A 21,959-nucleotide genomic window follows, 5' to 3' on the forward strand; every position below is an offset into this window, starting at 1 on the left:
GCTACGAACGCAAGGCCGAGCACTTCCTGGCCTTCACCGCCATCGCCTGCACCCTCATCTGCTACCGCAGACTCACCAAATGAGATGACGTCTAAGGGTTGATCGCCAGTTCCAGGTAGGCCGCGAACAGCACGAGGTGGACGCCGCCCTGCAGGGGGGTGGCCCGGCCCGGCACCACGGTCAGGGAGCTGACCACCACGGTCAGCACGAGCAGCAGCATGTGGGTCGCGCCGAGGCCGAGGACGAGCGGCCCGGACAGCCAGACCGAGGCGAGCGCCACGGCCGGGATGGTCAGACCGATGCTGGCCATCGCGGAGCCGAGCGCGAGGTTGAGGCTGGTCTGCACCCGGTCACGGCGGGCGGAGCGCAGTGCGGCGATCGTCTCGGGCAGCAGGACGAGCAGGGCGATGATCACGCCGACCACGGCGTGGTGCAGGCCCGCCGCCGCCACGCCCGACTCGATCGTGGGTGACACGCCCTTGGCCAGGCCGACCACGCCGATCAGGGCCAGCGCGAGCAGGGCGAGGCTGGTCCAGGCGGTGCGCGCGGACGGGGGCCGGGCGTGGTCGTCGTCGGTGATGACCTCGCCCTGTCGGGTGATGGGCAGGAAGTAGTCACGGTGGCGCACGGTCTGGGTGGCCACGAACAGGCCGTAAAGGATCAGTGAGGACAGCGCGGCGAAGGTCAGCTGGACGCTGGAGAACTCGGGTCCGGGCTTGCTGGTGGTGAAGGTCGGCAGCACCAGGCTGAGCGTGGCCAGTGTGGCCACCGTGGCCAGCGCCGCACCCGTGCCCTCGGGGTTGAAGACTGCCGTGCCGTGCCGCAGGGAGGCGACCAGCAGGCTCAGTCCGACGACGCCGTTGCAGGTGATCATCACGGCGGCGAAGACCGTGTCCCGGGCCAGGGTGGAACTCTTGTCCCCGCCGTCCGCCATCAGTGTGACGATGAGAGCCACCTCGATGACCGTGACGGCAATGGCGAGCACCAGGGAACCGAAGGGCTCACCGACCCGGTGGGCGACCACCTCGGCGTGGTGCACCGCCGCGAGGACGGACCCGGCGAGGACGACGGTGACCAGGCCGACGACCGCGCCGGGCAGGTCTCGGCCCCAGGTGAAGACCAGCAGGACGATCGCGAGCACCGGCACGAGGATCGTCCATGAAGGGGTGAGCGACCGGAGCCGAGTGATCATGCGGCGATGGTCGCAGAGACCTACAGGGTTCGCATTCCACTCTTTTCGGACACCTCTCATCTTTTCGGCTGCGAGGCCCGGTGCCGGTGGGACCGGGCCCCGCGTCGCGACGAGACCCCGCTGGGGAGCAGTGCGGGATCGCGGGCTTCCGCGTCGTCGCCGTCAGACGTCGACGCTGTCCTTCCGAGCGCCCTCGCCTCCGGCCTGCGCAGCCTCGACGGCCCCCTGCTTCCTGGTGGCCAGCAGGCTGGTGATCGTGGTGACGGCGAGGACCGCGCAGATCACACCGAGCGAGACCGGGATGCTGATCTCGGGCACGTGGACACCGGACTCGTGCAGGGCGTGCAGCACCAGCTTCACCCCGATGAAGCCGAGGATGATTGACAGGCCGTACGAGAGGTGGACCAGCTTCTTGAGCAGGCCGCCGATGAGGAAGTACAACTGCCGCAGACCCATCAGGGCGAAGGCGTTGGCGGTGAAGACGATGTACGGGTCCTGGGTCAGTCCGAAGATCGCGGGGATGGAGTCCAGGGCGAACAGCACGTCGGTGGTACCGATGGCGAGCATCACGACCAGCATCGGGGTCATGACGCGCTTGCCGTTCTGCTGTATCCACAGCTTGGTGCCGTGGTACCGGTCGGCCACGCCGAACCTGCGCTCCGCGGCCTTCAGCAGCTTGTTCTCCTCGTACTCCTCGTCCTCCTCGTCCGCGCGGGCCTCCTGGATGAGCTTCCAGGCGGTCCATATCAGGAAGGCGCCGAAGAGGTAGAACACCCAGGAGAAGCTGGCGAGGATCGCGGCCCCGGCGGCGATGAAGACGGCCCGCAGGACCAGGGCTATGAGGACGCCGACGAGCAGGACGCGCTGCTGGTACTGGGTGGGCACCGCGAACTTCGCCATGATCAGGACGAAGACGAAGAGGTTGTCGACGCTCAGCGACTTCTCGGTGATGAAGCCCGCGAAGAACTCGCCGGCCGGCTGACCGCCGCCGAAGACGAGCAGACCGAGCCCGAAAAGACCGGCCAGGACGATCCAGACGACCGTCCAGATGCCCGCTTCCTTGATCGACACCTCGTGCGGCTTGCGGCCGATGAAGAAGTCGACCGCGATCAGGGCGGCGAGACCAACGATGGTGAGGACCCACAGGCCCATGGAGACTTCCACTGCACCTCCGGCAGTTACGTGACGGCAAACACATCAGCGTTGTCGCTGCCGGAGGTCTCTTCCACCCGCGATGGGCCGACGCCCCGGGACCCGGACCGGTCCGTACTGACGGGTGCGCCGCAGTCAGGGAGTACTCCCCTCCGTACGGATGAGAGTACCCCAATCCCCAAGGGAAGGTAAAGCGTCCAGTAAAAGAATCACCAAGTTGCGAGGTCAGAGGGCTTTACCACTGCTTGATGCGAGCTCTGGTCACCTCGGCGAGCACCACCTGGAGGATGTCGCTGCCGACCGGGACGAGTGAGGGCTCGTACGTCCAGGCGTGACCGACCCACGGATCCGCCAGGTGGTCGTCGGGCAGCGGAGTGAGTCGCAGCAGCGAACGCCACAACGGATCGAGCAAGGGACCGTAGGCGGCGGCGTCCTCACGGTCGGCCACCAGCAGGAGGTGCACGCCGACGGCCGGGCCTTCGTCGGCGAGATAGCGCAGCCGCGTCACCGAACGGTCGTAGAACCCGTGCGGAAAGTCATTGACGACCAGCAGGTGCTGGGCGGTGTCCACATCGGCCGGCAGCGACTCGGCCGCGCCGCCACGCACCGCCATCTGGACCAGGTCGACCCGCCGGGTGAGGCGCTCCAACACCTGCGCGACCCCCACCGCCCCGGTCGCGGGCGGCGCGGCCAGGACTCCGGACCGCGTCAGCGGAAGCAACGCCTGCGACCCGGCACCGGCCGGGTCGATGACCTGGACGCCGAAGGCCCCGGGCGGGTGCACGGCGAGCACACGCGCCGCGAGGGCGACCGCCACCGCCATGGCCAGGTGCCGTAGCCCGGCGGAGTCGGGCACACCGTCATCGGTGGCCCGCGTCGGACCGCTGTCGATCCACAGACCGCGTTCCAGCGGCATCCTGACCAGCAGCGGGAGGCGCAGAGGCACGCTTTCGGACAGGTGGACATCGCCTAGCCGCAAGGCGATCGGCGGCTCGTCTGGGGCCCGGTAGGCGTGCCAGACGGGGCTGTCCCAGCGGGCGAAGGCGGGTGGGAGCGCGGGTTCGACGACCTCGGCCTCGGCGGCGAGCTGGGCCAGATCGCGGTCGATGGCCGTGCGTGCCTGGTCGGCCAGCTGGGTCCGGCGAGTGTGGGCCGCCTCGCGGGCGGCGTCGCTCGCGGTGCCGAGCCGTTGACGCGGGTCGGCGAGGGCCGCAGGGCGAGGAACACGTCGACCCTGTGCACGGCCTCGGGCAGGGCGGTCAGGTCGACGGCCAGGCGGGGCTCGGCGGCGGCCAGGCGGGGCGCCTCGACGGAGGGCGGTGCTGGGGTGCCGGGGCCGGCCACCCCCTCCCGGCCGTGCACCGTGCCGTGTTCGTCGGCGAGTGTGACTCCGGCCAGTACCGGCACCCCTGCCGAGATCCGGATCTCCAGCCGGACCCGGGGCAGCGGGTGGTTCTGTCCCCGCACCAGCTCAGCCGCCATCGCCGTCGCCCCCTGTGTCGTTCCGTCGTGCGTACCGCCCTGATCGGCGCGCCGGACTCGCCGCCGTGCCGCCGCCGCGGAAGCGCCACCGCGCCGGTCGAGCGGGCGGTGCGTCTAGAGGTGCGGCACGATCGTCGGCATCAGGTCCTGGAAGGTGCGTCCGTTGGCCGGGGCGCCGATGGCGGTCATCGTCCAGCCGGTGCCCGACCGGTGGACCTTGGCCATGATCTGGGCGGTGTACTCGCCGCCGCCGGCCAGGGTGTAGCGGGCGAGTTCCTGACCGTTGGTCTCGTCCACGAGACGGCAGAAGGCGTTCTGCACCTCCTGGAAAGTCTGGCCGGTGAAGGAGTTCACCGTGAAGACGATCTGGTCGATGTGGACCGGGACGCGCTGGAGGTCCACCAGGATCGCCTCGTCGTCGCCGCCCTGTCCGGCGCCGCCGACGAGGTTGTCACCGGTGTGGCGCACGGAGCCGTCGTCGCTCACCAGATGGCGGAAGAAGACGACGTCCTTGGGCTCCGCGCCGGCGAAGAGGACCGCCGAGGCGTCCAGGTCGATCTCACGTGTGCGGGAGCCGAAGAGCCCGCGCCGCTTCGCCGCCTGCCAGCCCAGCCCCATGCGGACCGCGGTCAGGGTGCCTCCGTCCTTCTTCTCCAGGCTGATGGCCTGACCCTTGGACAAGTTGACGGACACGGCTGAATCCCCTCTCGAAGGTCCCCTGTTGCCGCGCCGAGCTGTCGCTGCGCACCGGCGCGGTTGTCAAAACCCTACGCAGGGCCGCTGACAGTGCCGACCCCCGACTCGCGCTTTGTGTCGGTGTTGCAACACTCGGCGCTCATGCCGGGGGCCGGCGTTGCCCTGCGGGTTCAGGCGAGGCCGGCCTCCCGCATCTGACGCAGTTCCTTCTTCATCTCCGAGACCTCGTCACGCAGCCGGGCCGCGACCTCGAACTGCAGCTCCGCGGCGGCGGCGCGCATGCGCTCGGTCATCTCCTCGATCTGCTCGGCCAGTTCGGCCGCCGGACGGTCCGTGGGTACCGTCTTGCCCTTGGCGGCCTTGCCGGCCTTCGCGCCCCCCTTGGCCGCCTTGTCACCGAGCGACGGGACGGGGGCCTTCGCGCCCTTGCCGTCCTTCGTCTTGCGGTAACCGGAGCCGAGGAGTTGCTCGGTGTCGACCTCCTCGCGGGCGATCTGCGCGACGATATCGTTGATCTTCTTGCGCAGGGGCTGGGGGTCGATGCCGTTCGCCTTGTTGTAGGCGACCTGCTTCTCCCGGCGGCGGTTGGTCTCCTCGATGGCCTTCTCCATCGCCGGGGTGATCTTGTCGGCGTACATGTGGACCTGGCCGGAGACATTGCGTGCCGCGCGGCCGATGGTCTGGATCAGCGAGGTGCCCGAGCGGAGGAAGCCCTCCTTGTCGGCGTCCAGGATCGCCACCAGGGACACCTCGGGCAGGTCGAGGCCCTCACGGAGCAGGTTGATGCCGACCAGGACGTCGTACTCACCGGCACGCAGCTCACGCAGCAGCTCGATACGGCGCAGGGTGTCGACGTCGCTGTGCAGATAACGGACCTGGATGCCGAGTTCCAGGAAGTAGTCGGTGAGGTCCTCGGCCATCTTCTTGGTCAGCGTGGTGACGAGGACCCGCTCATCCTTCTCGGTGCGCTTGCGGATCTCGTGCACCAGGTCGTCGATCTGGCCCTCGGTGGGCTTGACCACGACCTCCGGGTCGACCAGGCCGGTCGGGCGGATGATCTGCTCGACCACGCCGTCCGAGCGGGACATCTCGTAGGAGCCCGGGGTGGCCGACAGGTAGACGGTCTGTCCGATGCGCTCCTGGAACTCCTCCCACTTCAGGGGGCGGTTGTCCAGGGCGGAGGGCAGGCGGAAGCCGTGGTCCACGAGGGTGCGCTTGCGGGAGGCGTCACCCTCGTACATCGCGCCGATCTGCGGGACGGTCACGTGCGACTCGTCGATGACGAGCAGGAAGTCGTCCGGGAAGTAGTCCAGCAGGGTGTTGGGCGGGGAGCCGGGCAGGCGGCCGTCGAAGTGCATCGAGTAGTTCTCCACGCCGGAGCAGGTGCCGATCTGGCGGAGCATCTCGATGTCGTACGTGGTGCGCATACGAAGACGCTGGGCCTCCAGGAGCTTGCCCTGCTTCTCCAGCTCGGCGAGGCGCTCCCCCAGCTCCTTCTCGATGTCGTTGACGGCCCGCTCCATGCGCTCGGGACCCGCGACGTAGTGGGAGGCGGGGAAGACGTAGAGCTGCTGGTCGTCGCTGATGATCTCCCCGGTGATCGGGTGCAGCGTGGAGAGGGCCTCGATCTCGTCGCCGAACATCTCGATGCGGACGGCCAGCTCCTCGTAGACCGGGAAGATCTCGATGGTGTCGCCGCGGACCCGGAAGGTGCCGCGGCTGAAGGCCATGTCGTTGCGCGTGTACTGGATGTCGACGAAGCGGCGCAGCAGCTCGTCCCGGTCGATCTCGTCGCCGACCCGGAGGGGGACCATGCGGTCCACGTACTCCTGGGGCGTACCGAGGCCGTAGATGCACGACACCGAGGCGACCACGACGACGTCGCGGCGGGTGAGCAGCGAGTTGGTGGCCGAGTGGCGCAGGCGCTCGACCTCCTCGTTGATCGAGGAGTCCTTCTCGATGTAGGTGTCCGACTGGGGGACGTAGGCCTCGGGCTGGTAGTAGTCGTAGTACGAGACGAAGTACTCGACCGCGTTGTTCGGCAGCAACTCGCGGAACTCGTTCGCCAGCTGGGCGGCCAGCGTCTTGTTCGGCGCCATCACGAGGGTGGGGCGCTGGAGCTTCTCGATCATCCACGCGGTGGTGGCGGACTTGCCGGTGCCGGTCGCGCCCAGGAGGACGACGTCCTTCTCACCGGCCTCGATGCGCTTGGCCAGCTCGGCGATGGCCGCCGGCTGGTCACCGCTGGGCTGGTAGGGGCTGACGACCTCGAAAGGCGCCACCGTGCGTTCGATGTGGGAAACGGGCCGCATGACATCAACCGTACGACCCCCCACTGACAACGGGCTCCGGTCAGCGGTTCTGCGGGGTCCGGGAGCCGTGGTGCTCGGGCCGGGGGGCCGGCCGGCGCCCCTCGTGGAGGGCGGGGCGGCGCTCCGTGTGCGTGGCGACGGCGGCGGCCGGGACGCCCGGTTTGTGCTCGACGGGCCTCCCGTCGGGCCGGCCCGTGATCATGAGCGGGTCGAAGATCACGACGACGCCGGCGAGGAGCAGGAAGGCCAGCGGGCCGATCAGCATGGGCGCGAGCACGGATGCCTCGGGGGCGCCGCCGGCGGTGTGGGAGGCCCCGTCGAGGTGGACGCTGAGGGCGGCCATCCCGGTGTAGTGCATGCCGCTGACCGCGAGTCCCATGACGAGACTCGCTCCGACGCTCCACAGGAAGCCCCGCACCTGTCCGGCGGCCCACAGGGCGGCGGTGGCGGCCACGACCGCTATGACGACAGAGGCGGCGACGGTGAGCGTGTTGTAGGTGAACCGCCCGTGGAAGCGGACGCCCGCCATGCCGAGGTAGTGCATGGAGGCGACGCCGAGACCGGTGATCGTGCCGCCGGTGAACAGGGGCGTACCGGTGGCGCCCCGGTAGCCGACGATGAAGATCCCGACGCCGACCATGACGACGGCGAGGCCGAGGCTCGCGTAGGTGAGCGCCTTGTCGTAGTGGACCGGCGCCTCCTTGATGGTGAAGCCCATCATGGCGACGAAGTGCATGGTCCAGATGCCGGAGCCGATCGCCGCCGACCCGAGGGCCAGCCAGGCGGGGCGCCGCGAGTGGGTGACAAGCAGGGAGCGTGTGGTGCAGCGCAGGCCGAGGGCGCCGCCGAGGCACGCCATCAGATAGGCCACCAACGGGGTGACGGCCCCGTAGCTGAATCCGTCGACCGTGCCTTGCATCCGCGGCTGCCCTTCCGCCTTCTTGCGTCCCGGAATTCCTGAATATGCCCCCGTCCCAGGACCGCGCGGGCGGTCAGGGTTGTCGCAGAGAGTATGACCCCCACCGGAATGGTCGAACGACTTTCCGGCAAAGAAACACGTCCTTGCCGCAGATGTGCGGCACCGGTGAGCGGACCTGGACATCACCATTCGATCTGTGGCCATGGTGCGCCCGGGTGCTGTTGACCCGTTGCTGTCAGTCTGGTGCTGTCGGTATTCGCTCGACGCGAGGAGGACGCATGTACGCACGCGTGGTCGCCGCCGCCGTGGCCGCGGCCCTGGGAACGGCCGTGGCCCTGCTGAGCCCCACTTCGGCCGCACGCGCACGCGAGGTGCACGTGCCCACGGTGGTCGCCCACCGGGGCGCCTCCGCCTACGCCCCCGAGAACACGCTGGCCGCCATCGACAAGGCCGCCCAGCTGGGCTTCTCCTGGGTGGAGAACGACGTCCAGCGCACCAGGGACGGCGAGCTGGTGGTCCTGCACGACGAGACCCTGCAGCGGACCACGAACGTCGAGGACGTCTTCCCCGGCCGTGCGCCCTGGAAGGTGGGGGACTTCACCGCGGCCGAGATCGCCCGGCTGGACGCGGGCAGCTGGTTCTCCCCCGCGTACGCGGGCACGCGCGTGCCAACCCTGAGGCAGTACATGCGCCGGGTCGAGCACAACCACGAGAAGCTGCTCCTGGAGATCAAGAGTCCCGAGCTGTACCCGGGCATCGAGCGTCAGACGCTGAGGCTCCTCGGCAACGAGGGCTGGCTGGACCGCCGGCACCTGGAGCGGCTGATCGTGCAGAGCTTCAGCGCCGACAGCGTGCGGACGGTGCACGAGCTGAGGCCCGCGGTGATCACCGGCTATCTCGGTACGCCGACCGTGGCACAGCTGCACGGGTTCGCTCGTTTCACCGACATGGTCAACCCCTCGTACGGGTCGCTGTCCCCGGAGTACGTCGCGACCGTGCACGCCTTCGACGGGCCGCACGGCAGGCCGCTCCGGTTGTTCGCCTGGACGGTGGACGACGCGGCCGCCGCCCGCAGGGTCGCCGGGTACGGGGGTGACGGGATCATCTCCAACAAGCCCGACGTGGTACGGGCGGCGCTGGACGGGAGCTGAGCCGGGCGGGCGTTGTCAGTGGCGGGTCGTACTGTGAGCGCATGGACAGCCATGGGCAGGATGAGCAGCGGGTCGTGTGGGCCGTCGTGGGCACGGACATCGGCCCGCTGATGCTGGCGGCGACCCGCGACGGCCTGGTCAACGTCGTCTTCCACGCCTCGGACACGGTGCGCGACCGGGCACTGGAGCGGCTGGCCGCCCGGCTGGGCGGCGAGCCCGTGGAGCATCCGGGATCGCCGTTGCTGGCGGAGGCGATACGCCAGCTGCGGGCGTACTTCGCGGGCGAGCGGCACGACTTCGACCTGCCCCTGGACTGGTCGCTGATCTCCGGGTTCAACCGGCAGGTCCTGCGCGAGCTGGCGTCCGGTGTGCCGTACGGCACCGTGGTGGGGTACGGCGATCTGGCGGGGCGGGTCGGGCAGCCCGGCGGGGCGCAGGCGGTCGGTGTGGCGATGGGGGCGAATCCGCTGCCGGTCGTGGTGCCGTGCCACCGGGTGGTGGAGAGCGACGGCGGCATCGGCGGTTTCGGGGGCGGGCTGGAGACCAAGCGGAAGCTGCTCGCCCTGGAGGGTGTGCTGCCGGAACCGCTGTTCTGAGCGGTCAGGGACGCGGCTGCTCGTCGTAGTGCCGGGCCTCGAAGACGTTGCCGTCGGGGTCGCGGAAGTAGAAGCTGCGCGTGGCGTTGCCGCGGGCGCCGGACAAGCCGTGGTCGATGTCCGACACGGGGACGTCGTGGTCCTCCAGGCGGGCGCGCAGGGCGTCGAAGGCGTCGGCCGGCAGGGACAGACAGACGTGGTTGACCGGGTGGCCCGCGCCGGCGACGGAGCCGGGCAGCATCCGCATCCGTTCGACGAGGGTCTTCGGGGCGAGATCGAGGATGGTCTCCTCGTTGACGCGGGCGGAGGGGAAGGACACCGTCCCCTGCACGAACTCGGCGACGTTGACCGGTTCCAGGCCGACGGCCGTGTCGTAGAAGACGGCTGCGGCGACCGGGTCGGTCACCCACAGGACGACGTGGTCGAGGCGCGTGGTGTTGTTCGTCATGTGTCCCAGGCTGATGGCCTCCCTCACCGGCCACAAGCGTTTAGCCGCGGCCGGTGCCCGCCAGAGATGAGGAAGGACCGACGGACAGGAGGCGGGCACGTGGTGCTGGTGGTGTCGGAGGAAGTCCGGGAAGCGATCGACGCGGGGCGGCCGGTGGTGGCCCTTGAGTCCACGATCATCGCGCACGGCCTGCCCCGTCCGCGCAACCTGCGGGTGGCGCTGGAGCTGGAGGAGGCGGTGCGGCGGGAGGGTGCCGTGCCGGCGACCGTCGCGGTGCTCGACGGACGGCCCCGGGTCGGCCTGGACAAGCAGCAGCTGGAGCGGGTCGCGAACGAGGACGGGATACGCAAGCTGGGCCACCGGGACCTGCCGCTCGCGGTGGCGGCGGGGGCGAGCGGCGCGACCACCGTGTCGGCGACGGCGCAGCTGGCCGCGCTGGCGGGAGTGAGGGTGTTCGCCACCGGCGGGCTGGGCGGTGTGCACCGGGAGTGGACGGTGACGCAGGACGAGTCGGCCGACCTGGGGCTGCTGGCGCGTACAAGGATCACAGTGGTGTGCGCGGGCGTGAAGTCGATCCTGGACGTGCCGGCGACGCTGCAGCGGCTGGAGACTCTGGGCGTTTCCGTCGCCGGGTACGGCACGGACCGGTTCCCCGGCTTCTACCTGTCGGATTCGGGATATCCGGTCGACTGGACGCTGAAGACCCCGGAGCAGGTCGCCGCCGTCATGCGCGCCCAGGACGCGCTGGACGCACCGGGGTCGGCGTTGATCGTCGCCCATCCGGTGCCGGAGGCGGAACAACTCGATCCCGAACTGCACGCGCGCGTGCTCGCCGACGCGCTGCGCGAGTGCGAGGAGCGGGGTGTCACCGGGCAGGCGGTGACACCGTTCCTGCTGGACTACCTGGTCCGGCACACCGACGGGGCCTCCCTGAGCGCCAACCTGGCGGCGGTGCGCGGCAACGTACGGCTGGCGGCACGGATCGCCACCGCGTGGACCTGGGGGTGACCGCGGGCCGGAACAGAGCGCTGCTGGTCGTCGGGGACGTGGTCACCGATGTGGTGGCCCGGCACCGGGATCCGCTCGCGGCCGGCACCGATACGGCGGCCGTGATCCGGACGCTGCCGGGCGGCGCGGGCGCCAACGTGGCCTGCTGGGCCGCTCACGCGGGCTGCGCGGACGTACGGCTGCTGGGGCGGGTGGGTGCGGACGCCGCCGTGTGGCACGAGCGTGAGCTCGTCTCGGCAGGGGTGCGGCCCCGGCTCGTGGTGGACCCGGAGGCGGCGACGGGGACCGTGATCTGCCTCGTCGACGCGGGTGCGGCGGCCGAGCGGACGTTCCTGACGGACAGCGGGGCGTCCCTGCGGCTGGACCCGGCCGACTGGTCGGAGGGGCTGCTCGACGGGGTGGCCCGGCTGCACCTGTCGGGCTATCTGCTGTTCACGGAGCCGAGCCGGGCGCTCGCCGAGAAGGCGATCGCGGCGGCACGCGCGCGTGGCGTGCCGGTGAGCCTGGACCCAGCGTCGTCCGGCTTCCTGGCGGAACTGGGGGTGGACCGTTTCCTGGCGTTCGCGGAGGGGCTGGATCTGCTGCTGCCCAGCCGGGACGAGGCGTGTCTGCTGACCGGGCTGCCGGATCCGGCGGACGCGGCAGCCAAGCTGAGCCGGCTCGTACCGCTGGTGGTGGCCAAGGCCGGTGCGGACGGGGCACTGGTGGCCCGCTCCGGGACCGTACTGGCCCGGATTCCCGCTGTGCCGGCGGTGCCCCGGGACACCACGGGCGCGGGTGACGCCTTCACCGGCGCGTTCCTTGCCGCGCTGCTGGCCGGCGCAACCGCGGAGGAGGCGGCGGAACGGGGCTGTGGAGCCGGGGCCGACGCGGTACGACGGGTGGGCGGCAGGCCGCCGCGTCAGGGGAGCGGGGGCTAGGCGGGCGAGCCGAATGCCGGTCTCGTCGATGAGCGCCCGTGGCACCGGGACTTCGGGGCAGCGGGCGGCCAGCCTGCGGAAACGGTCCGGGGCCGGCAGCTGTAGGCCGCGCCTGCGGAATCGGTCCGGCAGAGCAGTAGCGGCAGTAGGCGACGCCTGCGGAAACGGTTCGGCACAGCAGTAGGCGACACCCGAGGGAACGGTTCGGCGCAGCAGTCGGCCAGGTCCGCGGAAACTGTCCGGCTCCGCCGGTGGCCTCCGGTTCGGCTATCCCTTGCGGCCCCACGCGGAGATCATCGGGGCGGTGGTCAGGTCCATGGTGCCGGACTCCACGTTGGCGAGGTGCTGGTCGATCTCCGCGTCGGTGGCCAGGCCGGCGGAGACGAGCCGGTCCCGGATCTGGCGGACCGTCGCGTCCTCCAGGGCGGTGCAGGCGGGTGAGGCCACGGGGAAGTACGCCTCGGCCTCCACGTCCCGCAGTCCGGCCTGCCGGAGCAGCCGCGGGAGTCTACGGCCGTAGGACAGGTCCGCGCCGCGGTCGGCGAGCAGCGTGCGGAAGCCTCGGCGCAGCCGGTTGGCGAGCCGCTGCTCCGGGCCGTACTCGTCGGGGCAGGTCAGGGGTTGGAGGGCCGGGTCGGCGTCCTCGACCAGCAGTCGGCCGCCGGGGCGCAGGGCCTCGACCATGGACCGCAACGCCCGTTCCCGGTCGGGCACATGGACGAGGACCAGCCGGGCGTGGACGAGGTCGAAGCCCTCCCCCGGCGGCTTCTCGGCGCCCACGTCGTGCACGCGGACCTCCACCGGTGGGCGGGCCGCGGCGGTGAGCCGTGAGGTGTCGATGTCGGTGGCGACGACCTGACCGGCCGGCCCCACCTTCTCGGCGAGCCAGGACACGACGGATGTCCCGCCGGCCCCGACTTCCCAGCAGCGCCAGCCGGGCCCGATGCCGAGTCCTTCGAGGTGCCGGAAGGTCGTGGGGTCGAAGAGGGCGGTGAAGGCGTCGAAGCGCTCGCCCGCTTCCTTTTGCCGGTTGTCCAGGAGGTACCCGTCCGCTCGCGTCATGCTCCGATCCTCGCAGTCTCCCGGCCGCCCTGCCCGGTCGCTGCTTCGTCCACAGGCGGGAACCAAGCGGAACTCGCTGTTCCCACAGGCTCGCCCGCGTTGTACCGGGGGCTGGCACACTTGCCGGGCAAGGCGCGAAAGCGTTGTGCGAGGGGATCCACGCGAGGAGATCCAGATGCCGATGGCAGGGAATCTGCGGAAGGTCACGGGGCTTGGCAGGGTCGGCGGACTGCGCAAGGTGGCGCGGCTGGCCCGGCGCCGGCCGCGCGTGGACCTGAGCCATCCCGCCAGATCGCCGCTGGGCTCGTCTGTGGTGAACTGCGTGACGTACCAGGACGGGGTGCGCGTGCCCGGGTCTGCCGACCTGGTGGACGCGGTGCGGCTGGTACGGAAGGCCGGTGAGGGCTTCGTCTGGCTTGGACTGCACGAGCCGACGGACCGAGAGTTCGCGGGGATCGCCGAGCTGTTCGACTTGCATCCGCTGGCGGTTGAGGACGCGGTCGAGGCACATCAGCGGCCGAAGCTGGAGCACTACGGCGACACGCTCTTCGCGGTGTTCAAGACGGTCTGCTACGTGGAGCACGAGCAGCTGACGGCGACCAGCGAGGTGGTGGACACCGGCGAGATCATGGTGTTCGTCGGCAAGGACTTCGTGATCACGGTGCGGCACGGCCGACACGGCTCGCTGGGCCCGTTGCGCGAGGAGTTGGAGGCGGACCCGCATCAGCTCTCCAAGGGGCCGGCCGCGGTGCTGCACGCGATCGCCGACCATGTCGTCGACGACTACCTGACCGTCACGGACGCGGTGCAGGCCGACATCGACCAGGTCGAGACGGAGGTGTTCTCGGAGAACGGCGCGCGGCTCGACCCGGGCCGTATCTACCAGATGAAACGTGAACTGCTGGAGCTGAAGCGGGCGGTGGTGCCGCTGGGCCGCCCGGTGGAGGATCTCGCCACCCGGCCCATACGGGTCGTCGCCCCGGAGATACAGGCCTACTTCCGGGACGTGTTCGACCATCTGACCCGGGTCAGGGAACAGATCGCCGCGTTCGACGAGCTGCTCAACTCCATCCTGCAGGCGCATCTCGCGCAGGTGACCGTCGCGCAGAACGAGGACATGCGGAAGATCACGGCCTGGGCCGCCGTGGTCGCCGTGCCGACGATGGTGTGCGGGGTGTACGGCATGAATTTCGACCACATGCCGGAGCTGCACTGGCGGTTCGGTTATCCGCTGGTCATGGCGGTGATGGCGACGGCGTGTCTGGCGTTGTACCGGGGTTTCCGGCGCAACGGCTGGCTGTGAGCGGCGAGGCCGCGGGGCGCCGTTCCCGGCGGCCGCGCGGGCTCGGCGGTGCGCCGGTCAGGGCGAGAAGGACACGACTTTCCGCGGGACGATCCTGACGATCACGCGGACCTCGTCGTCCTTCTCCGCCGGCGGGTCGATGCCGAGGTATTTGTGCGACAGCTCGTACGGGAGGCGCTTGCCCTCGTCCGGCAGGATCTCGGCGACGCCTCGGATCTCGGCCGAGTGATACGGGTTGGCCAGGTCGAAGACGGAGAGGCTGATGCGCGGGTCGCGGAGGAGGTTGCGCACCTTCTGGCGGCGGTCGACGGACGAGAAGAGCACAGTGTCGCCCTCGCGCTTGATCCAGACCACGGAGTTCTGCGGGGCGCCGTCGGGTCCGAGGGTGGCGACGCTGGCGAAGTTCCTGCCGTCCAGCAGAGCACGCAGAGAGTCGTCGAAAGACACGTGAGTGACTGGGGAGGGCGTCATGAGATCACTGTAGTTACATGCGCGCGCATATAAAAGGTTTTCGCCGGGCTGCCTGTTCCGGATCTCCGGAGGAACAACCGGCTCAGCCGCTCCAAGCGGGGTGGCGCGGGTCGTCGGCGCGGACCAGGACGTCCGCCGTACCGGCAGGGTCGGTCTCCGCCTCGTAGCGCTCGAAGGCGGGAAGGGTCCAGTGGCCGGCCTCGGGGGTCCGGCGCCGCAATGCGCCCGGGGAGAGAAGGAGGTGCACGGTGAGGTCGAAGGGGAACCAGTGGCGCAGCAGGAGGGGGCCGTGGAGCAGCAGGATGCCACCGGGCGGGAGGTGGACGTACGGGCTGCGGGTGGCCCGGTCCGTGGCCGGATCCCACAGGTCGGGCAGGATCCGCCCGCTGCCCCCGGGGTCGAGCGGGGCGAAGACCTCGCGCCACAGGGCGCCCGTGTCGAACCATCCGCTGTAGTAGGACTCCGCGTCCCGCCGCCCGTGCTCCAGGCGGAGCGAGGCGGGGCGCAGGAAGCCATCGGTGCCGATCACTCGCGAGGGCCGGCCGCGCACTCGTAGCGCCTCGCCGACCCGAGCGGCGAGGGCTCCTGGATCGGCGGCCGGTGCACCGTCGAAGCCGACGCGCTGCCAGGCCCCTCCATCGGCCGGCACCGCACCCGCCAGCCGATCGGCGAGCTGCTCGGCCAGCCGGTCCCAGGTGATCGCTTCGAGTCGCACAGGGCCCATGATGCCGGGCAGCCGGCCCGAAGGGCGGGGTGTTGTCGAGGAGACGGTGGCGAGGAGCCGATGGCACGGGGCGGCGGAGCGGGGGCGTGGCGTGAAGAGCCGCAGTCGGGAGGGTGAAACGGCCGTCATGGCGGAAGGGAGTGCCGTCATGGCGGAAGGGAGTGAGGCGGAAGGGCCGGCAGCGAGGCTGGGGGGCGCTCACGTCCGCTGGTCAGGGGACGCGCGGTGCCGGGTCGCGGACACCTGAACACGACAGCTGGGACACGGCGGCGCCCGGACGGGTCGGTATGCGGCGACGGGGAGCAGCTGCGCGGTGCAGGCCGAGGGCCGATGGGTCGCGGCCGGGCGAAGGAGGGAGAGGAGGCGCGAAGGCGGGGTCGACGGGGAGAGGAAACCGCGGGGCGGCGTGGGAGAGGCGGGCGGTGGCAGGGAAAGTACCGCGTATGGCGTTTCCCGCAACTCCCCACTCCCCTGGTCGGCTTGTCGTCGTCCAGCCGCTCAAGCGGAAGCGGTGCGCCCGCTGCCATCGTGGTCCGCTGTCGCTGCTGATGCTGGAGGACGGGGCGCCGCGGTGCCTGGACTGCGCCGACCTCGGCCATCTGGTGTTCCTGCCGCGTGGCGACACGGCACTGACCCGCAGGGCGCGGGAGGAGAGCACCCTGTCGGTGGTGGTGGTTCGGTTCGATCGGCGCAGGAGCCGCTACGAACGCCAGGGCGTGCTCGTGGAGGAGCCGGCGCTGGCCCGGGCCGAGGCCCGCTGTCTGGCGGACGCGGAGGCGCGGCGCCGGCGGCGGGCACGGGACGCTCGGCGGAGAGCGGCGCAGGACGAACGGTTCGTGGTGGCGTTCGCGGCCGAGATCCTCCGGTTGTTCCCCGGTTGTCCGGCCGACCGGGCGCGGGCCATCGCGGCCCATGCGTCGGTGCGGGGCAGCGGTCGCGTCGGGCGCAGCGCGGCCGGGCGGGCACTGACCGAGAGGGCGGTGATCTCGGCCGTCGTGGCGGGCGTACGGCACGTGGACACGCCGTACGACCAGCTGCTGATGAGAGGGGTGCCGTGGTCTGAGGCGCGTCGTCGGATCGCCCCGGCCGTGGAGAGTGTGCTCCGAGGGTGGCAGGGGGTCGGGGAGGAGGCGGCGGGTTGAGATCGTGACCGGTTCACGGTGCCGGGGTCTGAGCGGGACTCCGGGGCCTTACCGGGGTGAAGCGCCGTTGCCGGGCAGCAGCCCGGGCGGATCACCGCGTCTCTCGCGATCACCGGCCGACCGGGCTCACCCGGGTGCGTCGGAGGCCGCCGTGTACTGGCCGTGGTACGTGTGCGAGTGGACGTTCGGGAATCGTGTCCGGGCCGTCGCCTCGGCCACGGCGACCCCGGCCTGTGTAAAGCCCCCTGTCTGACCCTGGCGCCTGTCCCAGCGCCGGCCCGCTTGTTCCCGGCGCCGGCCTGGCCCGCCCGGCCCAGCGTCGACGTGTCCGAGGGGGTGGCCCACCCTGGGCGTCCCCATTCGGCACCCTCGGCACCCTCGGCACACTCGGCACACTCGGCGCCCTCAGCGCCCTGTGCCCCTCGGCCCCTGGCCGGGCTCGGAGGACCCCTGGGAGAAAGCGCTGTCCGCAGGCCTGCGGGGCCGCCGGTGGGGACGTATCGTGGCCGAAAGAGTGCCGCCCGATGACGAACGGCCCTTCGTACACCCGGTGCCTCCGGTGCCCGTACGCGAGGAAGACGCCCATGGCCGATCCCAAGGGGTTCATGACCACGCCGCGCCAGGAGTGGCCGCGACGGCCCGTCGAGCAGCGGGTGCGGGACTGGGACGAGGTGTACGTCCCGGGCGCGCTGCTGCCCATCATCAGCAAGCAGGCCGACCGCTGCATGGACTGCGGCGTCCCCTTCTGCCACCAGGCCTGCCCGCTGGGCAATCTCATCCCCGAGTGGAACGACCTGGTCTCGCGGGAGGACTGGGAGTCCGCGAGCGACCGGCTGCACGCGACCAACAACTTCCCGGAGTTCACCGGGCGGCTGTGTCCGGCGCCGTGCGAGGCGGGGTGTGTGCTGGCGATCAACCAGCCCGCCGTCACCATCAAGAACGTCGAGTGCGCGATCGCCGACCGGGCGTGGGAGGAGGGTTTCACCCCGCCCCGGCCGCCCGAGCGGCTGACCGGGAAGACGGTCGCCGTCATCGGCTCCGGGCCCACCGGGCTGGCCGCCGCACAACAGCTGACCCGGGCCGGGCACACGGTCGCGGTGTACGAGAAGGACGACCGGATCGGCGGGCTGATGCGGTACGGCATCCCCGAGTTCAAGATGGAGAAGCGGCACCTGGAGCGGCGGATCGAGCAGATGCTCGCCGAGGGGACGAAATTCCGTACCTCGACGGCGGTCGGCCGGGACGTTCCGGCGGATGAACTGCGGACCCGGTACGACGCGGTGGTGATCGCCACAGGAGCGACGGCGTGGCGGGAACTTCCGGTGCCGGGCCGCTCGATGAGCGGGATACACCAGGCGATGGAGTATCTGCCGCTCGCCAACCGGGTGCGTGAAGGGGATCTGGAGGTTTCGCCTCTGTCGGCCGCCGGCAAGCACGTCGTGATCGTCGGCGGCGGGGACACCGGGGCGGACTGTCTGGGTACCGCGGTGCGCGAGGGGGCCGCGTCCGTGACCCAGCTGGACATCTACGCACAGCCGGGTGCCGAGCGCGACGAGGACGCCGAGCCGTGGCCGACGTATCCGAAGATCTACCGGCTGTCGGCCGCGCACGAGGAGGCACGGGAACTGCGCACGGCGCCGGCGGCGGACGCGGACGCGCGGCTGTTCGCGGCGTCCACGCTCCACTTCACGGGAGACGAGAGGGGGAATGTGCGTTCACTGCATCTGGTGGAGGTCGACGATCAGCGGCTTCCGGTGCCGGACACCGGGCGGTCGCTCCCCGCCGACCTGGTGCTGCTCGCCCTGGGGTTCTCCGGGCCCGACCAGGAGGACGGGATGATCGAGCAGTTGGGGCTGGTGCTGCAACCGCGCGGCACGATCGCCCGGGACGACGGTTTCGCGACCAACGTGCCCGGGGTGTTCGCCGCGGGGGACGCGGCGCGCGGGCAGTCGCTCATCGTGTGGGCGATAGCGGAGGGGCGGGCGGTCGCGGCGGCGGTCGACCGCTATCTGACGGGGAGTTCCCGGCTCCCTGCCCCGATCAGGCCGACGGACCGGCCGATGGTGGTCTGAGCGGCGTCACCACCGGCTCCGTCCCCCGGTTGCCGCGGGTGCCCGCCCGGCGGCGGGTGCTGGGTCAGCCGGTGCGCTCGTCCGTGCCGGCGACCTTGCCCGTGGCCGGGGCCACGCGGTTCCACGTGTCGATCGTGAGGATCAGCGCGGGGACGTGGGCCAGTTCCCGGTCGTCGAAGTGGGCGGCGGCCTCGGCGTAGACGGCGTCGGAGACACCGCCGTCGGCGACCAGGGTCACCGCCTCCACCAGGGCGAGGGCGGCCTGAGACGGGCCGGGAGACGGGCATAGACGGTCGGGCGGGGAGGATCGGGCCGAGGCGGTAGGGGCGGCCCGTGCCGCGGCGTGGGAGGAGGTGAGGCGGAATCAGCGGACGGGAGGTCAGGACAGCAGGAAGTCCGCCGCCCCCGCCTTGGCACCCTCTATGAAGGCGGTCATCTCGTCCATGGTGTAGATCAGTGCCGGCCCGTCCGGGTCGGTGGACTGGCGTACGGCGATCCGGCCGTCGGCCAGCTTCATCGCTTCCAGGCAGTTGCCGCCGTTCCCGCCGCTCCAGGGCTTGTGCCACCCCTCGCTGCCCAACTCCCGCGCGGGCATGCCGTTGTAGACGCGTCCGCGCGGCTTCATGCGGTCCATTCACAGCTCCTTGCGGAGATCCCGGAGGATCTCCTTCGTGCGTTGTGCCGTAGCGGCCTGCGCCGCCATGCGGTCCATGACCTCCAGGTGGGTGGCCACCTCGGTGCGCGCGTCCAGGTAGACCGCGCCGGTCAGGTACTCGCTGTAGACCATGTCCGGCAGTTCCGGCATGGCAAATCGGAACAGCACGAAGGGTCCGTACGTCCCCGGGTGCGGCCCGTTCGCGAACGGGGCGACCTGGAGCGTCACATGGGGCAGCTTCGTGGCCTCAAGCAACTTGTCGATCTGTGCGCGCATCACCTCCGGGCCGCCGGCCGGGCGGCGCAGGGCGGTCTCGTCCATCACCGCCCAGAAACGGGGGGCGTCGGGGCGGGCGAGCAGTTGCTGCCGTTGCATGCGCAACGCGACGTGCCGCTCGATGTCGTCCGGGCTCGTCTGGCCGACGGCGCCGGATCTCAGCACGGCGCGCGCGTAGTCCTCGGTCTGCAGCAGGCCGGGGACGAAGTGCGGTTCGTAGGAGCGGATGAGGGCGGCCGCTCCCTCCAGGCTGACGTACATCGAGAACCAGCCGGGCAGGATGTCGTGGAACCGCTGCCACCAGCCGGGCCTGTTGGCCTCCTCGGCCAACCGGACGAAGACATCGGCCTCGTCGTCGGGGACGCCGTAGGCTTTCAGCAGCAGTAGCAGGTACGGGATTTTGAGGGCTACCTCGGCCATCTCCATGCGGCGGACGGTGGCGGGGGCGACCCGGAGGACGCGGGCGGCCTCCTCGCGCTTCAGCCCGGCGCGTTCCCGCAGGTCCAGCAGGCGCCGGCCGAGGACCACCTGGCCCACCGTCGGCGCGGACCGCGGTTCGCTCACGCTCCCACCTCCACCGAATGCCGCTCATCGAGGCGTTGTGCCGAAGCCCGCCGCCGAAGCCCCTGGCAGGAGCCCCTTGTCCGGAAGTTTCCCGACAGCCCTGCGGCGCCGTTCGAAGGTGCATTCGAAGACCGGCCGGTTCTCCGACGACTCCAATTGACGCCGCGCGAGGTGCTGTTGCGAGCAGTGTGCCACGGCCTCCCACCGAGTCACACAGCACTCTGCAATTTTCAGAGTGACTCTTGCCAAGTGTCCGTGGCAGGGAGATAGTGGCAGGCGTGATTCCGTCCGCGCCCTTAGGAACAGACGCGGCCGCAGGCCCTTCCGGCCTCGCTGCCGTGGCGGGAGCGACCCCTCGGGGGGTTACCGCCGAGCGCAGGTTCCGCTTCGAGCTGGCCGCACACCCGGGTTCCGTCGCGCAGGCGAGACGCCTGACGCACGCCCGGCTGTCCGGCTGGGCGGTCTGCGCGGACACCTGCGACAACGCGGCTCTGGTCATATCCGAGCTGGTCACCAACGCGGTCGTGCACACCGCGAGCAGCCGGGTCGTGTGCGAACTGCACGACCACGACGACATGGTGCGCATCGCCGTACACGACGAGGGCTGTGCTCCTGACGCACCCCACCCGTCCCCACAGCGGCCCGACGAGGAGCACGGGAGGGGGTTGCTCCTCGTGGACGCGCTGTGCGGGGCCTGGGGTGCCCAGGAGCACGGCCCCGGCCTACTGGTGTGGGCCGAACTGCCCCGGCGGACCGACACGACCGAGGAGACCGCCGCGCCTCGGGGCGACCTGGGCTGGGGCGCCCGCCCCAAGTCCGGCCGCCCGGACGACACCGACGAGGACCGTCCGGCCGAGGCCGGCGGAGAAGCGCCGGAGGAGCGGGAGCGGGCGGAGCCGGGGCAGCGCGGGGAAGGGAAGCCGGGCCAGTACGGGCACGGGACGCCGGGGCGGCGGACCGGCAGCGAGGAGCCGGGACGGCGCGGGCTCGAGGAGTCGGGGCAGGGCGGGCCCGGGTCGCCGGGGCAGCACCGGCGCGAGGAGCCGGGCCAGGGCGGTAGCGGGGAGGGCGAGTACCACCGGCACGTTCCCGCCGGTCCGCCGCTGCGCCGGGCGCCCGAGCAGCACCGGCACACCAGGCACCCGGATCAGCAGCGGCGCATCGCACACGCCGACCAGCACCGGAACATCGCACACCCCGACCAGCACCGGACCCTCGCGCCCCCGGACCAGCACGCCTACCGCGCCCCCGGGCAGCGCCTTCCCGGGGAGAGCCCGTGACCGGCCCCGGTCGCCTCGGTGGAGCGAACGGAACCGGTGGGACCGTTGGGGCCGGTGCCGGACAGGAACACGCCCTCGGTCTCAACACGCTCGTCCGGCTGCAACGCCGCCGGACGGACCCGGAGCCGGGGCGCCGGCTGTCGATCCCGGACGGCATGACGGCCCCGCTCGGCTGTGACGCCGTGGCCGTGCCCGATCGCCTCGGTCCGCTCGTCGTACCCAAGCTGCCGCGCGTGGGCTGCGTGTACACCGACGGCTCGCACTGGTGGTGGATTGTTCCGTCGGACTCCGACTACGCCCTGCCCTGGCCGTCCCCGGCCCGCTACGCCGCCGGCGCCCTGGTCAGCGACACCGCCCGGCTGATCCACCGACCGGAGGGCACGGTTCCGTACACCCCGCCGATCCCGCTGTACCTGGCCCTGTGCCGGGTGACGGATACGGTCCCGGACTGGTCACGGGCCGCCTCCGCGTAACCGCACCGCTCACCACCCGTCCCACCGCTCACCACCCCACCGCTCCCCGCTCCCCGTCCCC

General features: G+C 71.2%; 19 protein-coding genes and 3 pseudogenes. 9 read left to right on the plus strand and 13 right to left on the minus strand.

The genetic code is table 11. The features are described 5' to 3' along the window. Positions 1-91 precede the first annotated feature (91 nt). The 6 genes and pseudogenes from ACZ7N4_RS00005 to ACZ7N4_RS00030 all read right to left on the minus strand — a co-directional run bounded on the left by ACZ7N4_RS00005 (position 92) and on the right by ACZ7N4_RS00030 (position 7,753). Entirely contained in the window at positions 92-1,192 is a 1,101-nt protein-coding gene (locus ACZ7N4_RS00005; protein ID WP_471351877.1) for a calcium:cation antiporter, read from the minus strand. Positions 1,193-1,354: 162 nt separating this feature from the next. Continuing rightward, positions 1,355-2,356 (minus strand): TerC family protein, encoded by a 1,002-nt coding sequence (locus tag ACZ7N4_RS00010; RefSeq protein ID WP_471351879.1) that lies wholly within the window; start codon positions 2,354-2,356, stop codon positions 1,355-1,357. A 223-nt stretch (positions 2,357-2,579) separates the two neighbouring features. Next, positions 2,580-3,554, minus strand: a pseudogene (locus ACZ7N4_RS00015) (TerD family protein); the annotation flags it as partial. Positions 3,555-3,940: 386 nt separating this feature from the next. Further along, complete coding sequence (locus ACZ7N4_RS00020; RefSeq protein WP_471351882.1) at positions 3,941-4,519, minus strand: TerD family protein; 579 nt, start codon at positions 4,517-4,519, stop codon at positions 3,941-3,943. Positions 4,520-4,692: 173 nt separating this feature from the next. Beyond that, complete coding sequence (gene uvrB / locus ACZ7N4_RS00025; protein WP_471351884.1) at positions 4,693-6,834, minus strand: excinuclease ABC subunit UvrB; 2,142 nt, start codon at positions 6,832-6,834, stop codon at positions 4,693-4,695. A 40-nt stretch (positions 6,835-6,874) separates the two neighbouring features. Beyond that, positions 6,875-7,753: an MHYT domain-containing protein gene (locus ACZ7N4_RS00030; RefSeq protein ID WP_471351887.1), complete on the minus strand. Its 879-nt coding sequence runs from the start codon at positions 7,751-7,753 to the stop codon at positions 6,875-6,877. A 278-nt stretch (positions 7,754-8,031) separates the two neighbouring features. On the opposite strand from ACZ7N4_RS00030, the gene ACZ7N4_RS00035 reads away from it, so the two are divergent. Both ACZ7N4_RS00035 and ACZ7N4_RS00040 read left to right on the plus strand, forming a co-directional pair. Next, positions 8,032-8,904: a glycerophosphodiester phosphodiesterase gene (locus ACZ7N4_RS00035; protein ID WP_471351889.1), complete on the plus strand. Its 873-nt coding sequence runs from the start codon at positions 8,032-8,034 to the stop codon at positions 8,902-8,904. Positions 8,905-8,945: 41 nt separating this feature from the next. Continuing rightward, complete coding sequence (locus tag ACZ7N4_RS00040) at positions 8,946-9,500, plus strand: methylated-DNA--[protein]-cysteine S-methyltransferase (protein ID WP_471351891.1); 555 nt, start codon at positions 8,946-8,948, stop codon at positions 9,498-9,500. A 4-nt stretch (positions 9,501-9,504) separates the two neighbouring features. On the opposite strand, the gene ACZ7N4_RS00045 is transcribed toward ACZ7N4_RS00040, so the two are convergent. Further along, positions 9,505-9,948: a VOC family protein gene (locus ACZ7N4_RS00045; protein WP_471351893.1), complete on the minus strand. Its 444-nt coding sequence runs from the start codon at positions 9,946-9,948 to the stop codon at positions 9,505-9,507. A gap of 99 nt (positions 9,949-10,047) precedes the next feature. On the opposite strand from ACZ7N4_RS00045, the gene ACZ7N4_RS00050 reads away from it, so the two are divergent. Next, a complete protein-coding gene (locus ACZ7N4_RS00050) occupies positions 10,048-10,956 on the plus strand; it encodes a pseudouridine-5'-phosphate glycosidase (protein ID WP_471351896.1) in 909 nt (302 codons plus the stop codon). Beyond that, the gene (locus ACZ7N4_RS00055; RefSeq protein WP_471351898.1) at positions 10,941-11,876 is read left to right on the plus strand and encodes a carbohydrate kinase family protein; all 936 of its coding nucleotides are present in this window, start codon (positions 10,941-10,943) and stop codon (positions 11,874-11,876) included. The genes ACZ7N4_RS00050 and ACZ7N4_RS00055 overlap by 16 nt, the downstream gene beginning before the upstream one ends. A 267-nt stretch (positions 11,877-12,143) precedes the next feature. Here ACZ7N4_RS00055 and ACZ7N4_RS00060 read toward each other — a convergent pair whose 3' ends face one another. Further along, the gene (locus ACZ7N4_RS00060) at positions 12,144-12,938 is read right to left on the minus strand and encodes a methyltransferase (protein ID WP_471351901.1); all 795 of its coding nucleotides are present in this window, start codon (positions 12,936-12,938) and stop codon (positions 12,144-12,146) included. Positions 12,939-13,113: 175 nt separating this feature from the next. Here ACZ7N4_RS00060 and corA point away from each other — a divergent pair, with 175 nt between their 5' ends. Continuing rightward, positions 13,114-14,241: a magnesium/cobalt transporter CorA gene (corA, locus tag ACZ7N4_RS00065; protein ID WP_471351904.1), complete on the plus strand. Its 1,128-nt coding sequence runs from the start codon at positions 13,114-13,116 to the stop codon at positions 14,239-14,241. A 57-nt stretch (positions 14,242-14,298) separates the two neighbouring features. Here the strand turns inward: corA and ACZ7N4_RS00070 are convergent, their stop codons facing one another. Further along, positions 14,299-14,712 carry a PPOX class F420-dependent oxidoreductase gene (locus ACZ7N4_RS00070; protein ID WP_471351907.1) on the minus strand — a complete coding sequence of 138 codons (414 nt, stop codon included), beginning with the start codon at positions 14,710-14,712 and terminating at the stop codon, positions 14,299-14,301. Positions 14,713-14,794: 82 nt separating this feature from the next. Continuing rightward, positions 14,795-15,427, minus strand: coding sequence for a nucleoside/nucleotide kinase family protein (locus ACZ7N4_RS00075; protein WP_471351909.1), 633 nt, complete (start codon positions 15,425-15,427; stop codon positions 14,795-14,797). 452 nt (positions 15,428-15,879) lie between these two features. On the opposite strand from ACZ7N4_RS00075, the gene ACZ7N4_RS00080 reads away from it, so the two are divergent. Beyond that, positions 15,880-16,578: a DUF2293 domain-containing protein gene (locus ACZ7N4_RS00080; RefSeq protein WP_471351912.1), complete on the plus strand. Its 699-nt coding sequence runs from the start codon at positions 15,880-15,882 to the stop codon at positions 16,576-16,578. A gap of 584 nt (positions 16,579-17,162) precedes the next feature. Next, positions 17,163-18,650 (plus strand): glutamate synthase subunit beta, encoded by a 1,488-nt coding sequence (locus tag ACZ7N4_RS00085; protein ID WP_471351915.1) that lies wholly within the window; start codon positions 17,163-17,165, stop codon positions 18,648-18,650. A gap of 64 nt (positions 18,651-18,714) precedes the next feature. On the opposite strand, the pseudogene ACZ7N4_RS00090 reads toward ACZ7N4_RS00085, so the two are convergent. From ACZ7N4_RS00090 to ACZ7N4_RS00100, 3 genes and pseudogenes are all read right to left on the minus strand, one after another. Continuing rightward, positions 18,715-18,915, minus strand: a pseudogene (locus tag ACZ7N4_RS00090) (carboxymuconolactone decarboxylase family protein); the annotation flags it as partial. A 114-nt stretch (positions 18,916-19,029) separates the two neighbouring features. Further along, positions 19,030-19,284: a DUF397 domain-containing protein gene (locus ACZ7N4_RS00095; RefSeq protein WP_471351917.1), complete on the minus strand. Its 255-nt coding sequence runs from the start codon at positions 19,282-19,284 to the stop codon at positions 19,030-19,032. Next, entirely contained in the window at positions 19,285-20,145 is an 861-nt protein-coding gene (locus ACZ7N4_RS00100; RefSeq protein ID WP_471351920.1) for a helix-turn-helix domain-containing protein, read from the minus strand. 269 nt (positions 20,146-20,414) lie between these two features. Between ACZ7N4_RS00100 and ACZ7N4_RS00105 the strand changes: the two are divergent. Together ACZ7N4_RS00105 and ACZ7N4_RS00110 are read left to right on the plus strand one after the other, a co-directional pair. Beyond that, positions 20,415-21,005: pseudogene (locus ACZ7N4_RS00105) on the plus strand (ATP-binding protein); the annotation flags it as partial. A gap of 416 nt (positions 21,006-21,421) precedes the next feature. Continuing rightward, a complete protein-coding gene (locus tag ACZ7N4_RS00110; RefSeq protein ID WP_471351922.1) occupies positions 21,422-21,898 on the plus strand; it encodes a hypothetical protein in 477 nt (158 codons plus the stop codon). Positions 21,899-21,959 lie beyond the last annotated feature (61 nt).

Source organism: Streptomyces sp. NPDC107654, assembly GCF_055639035.1.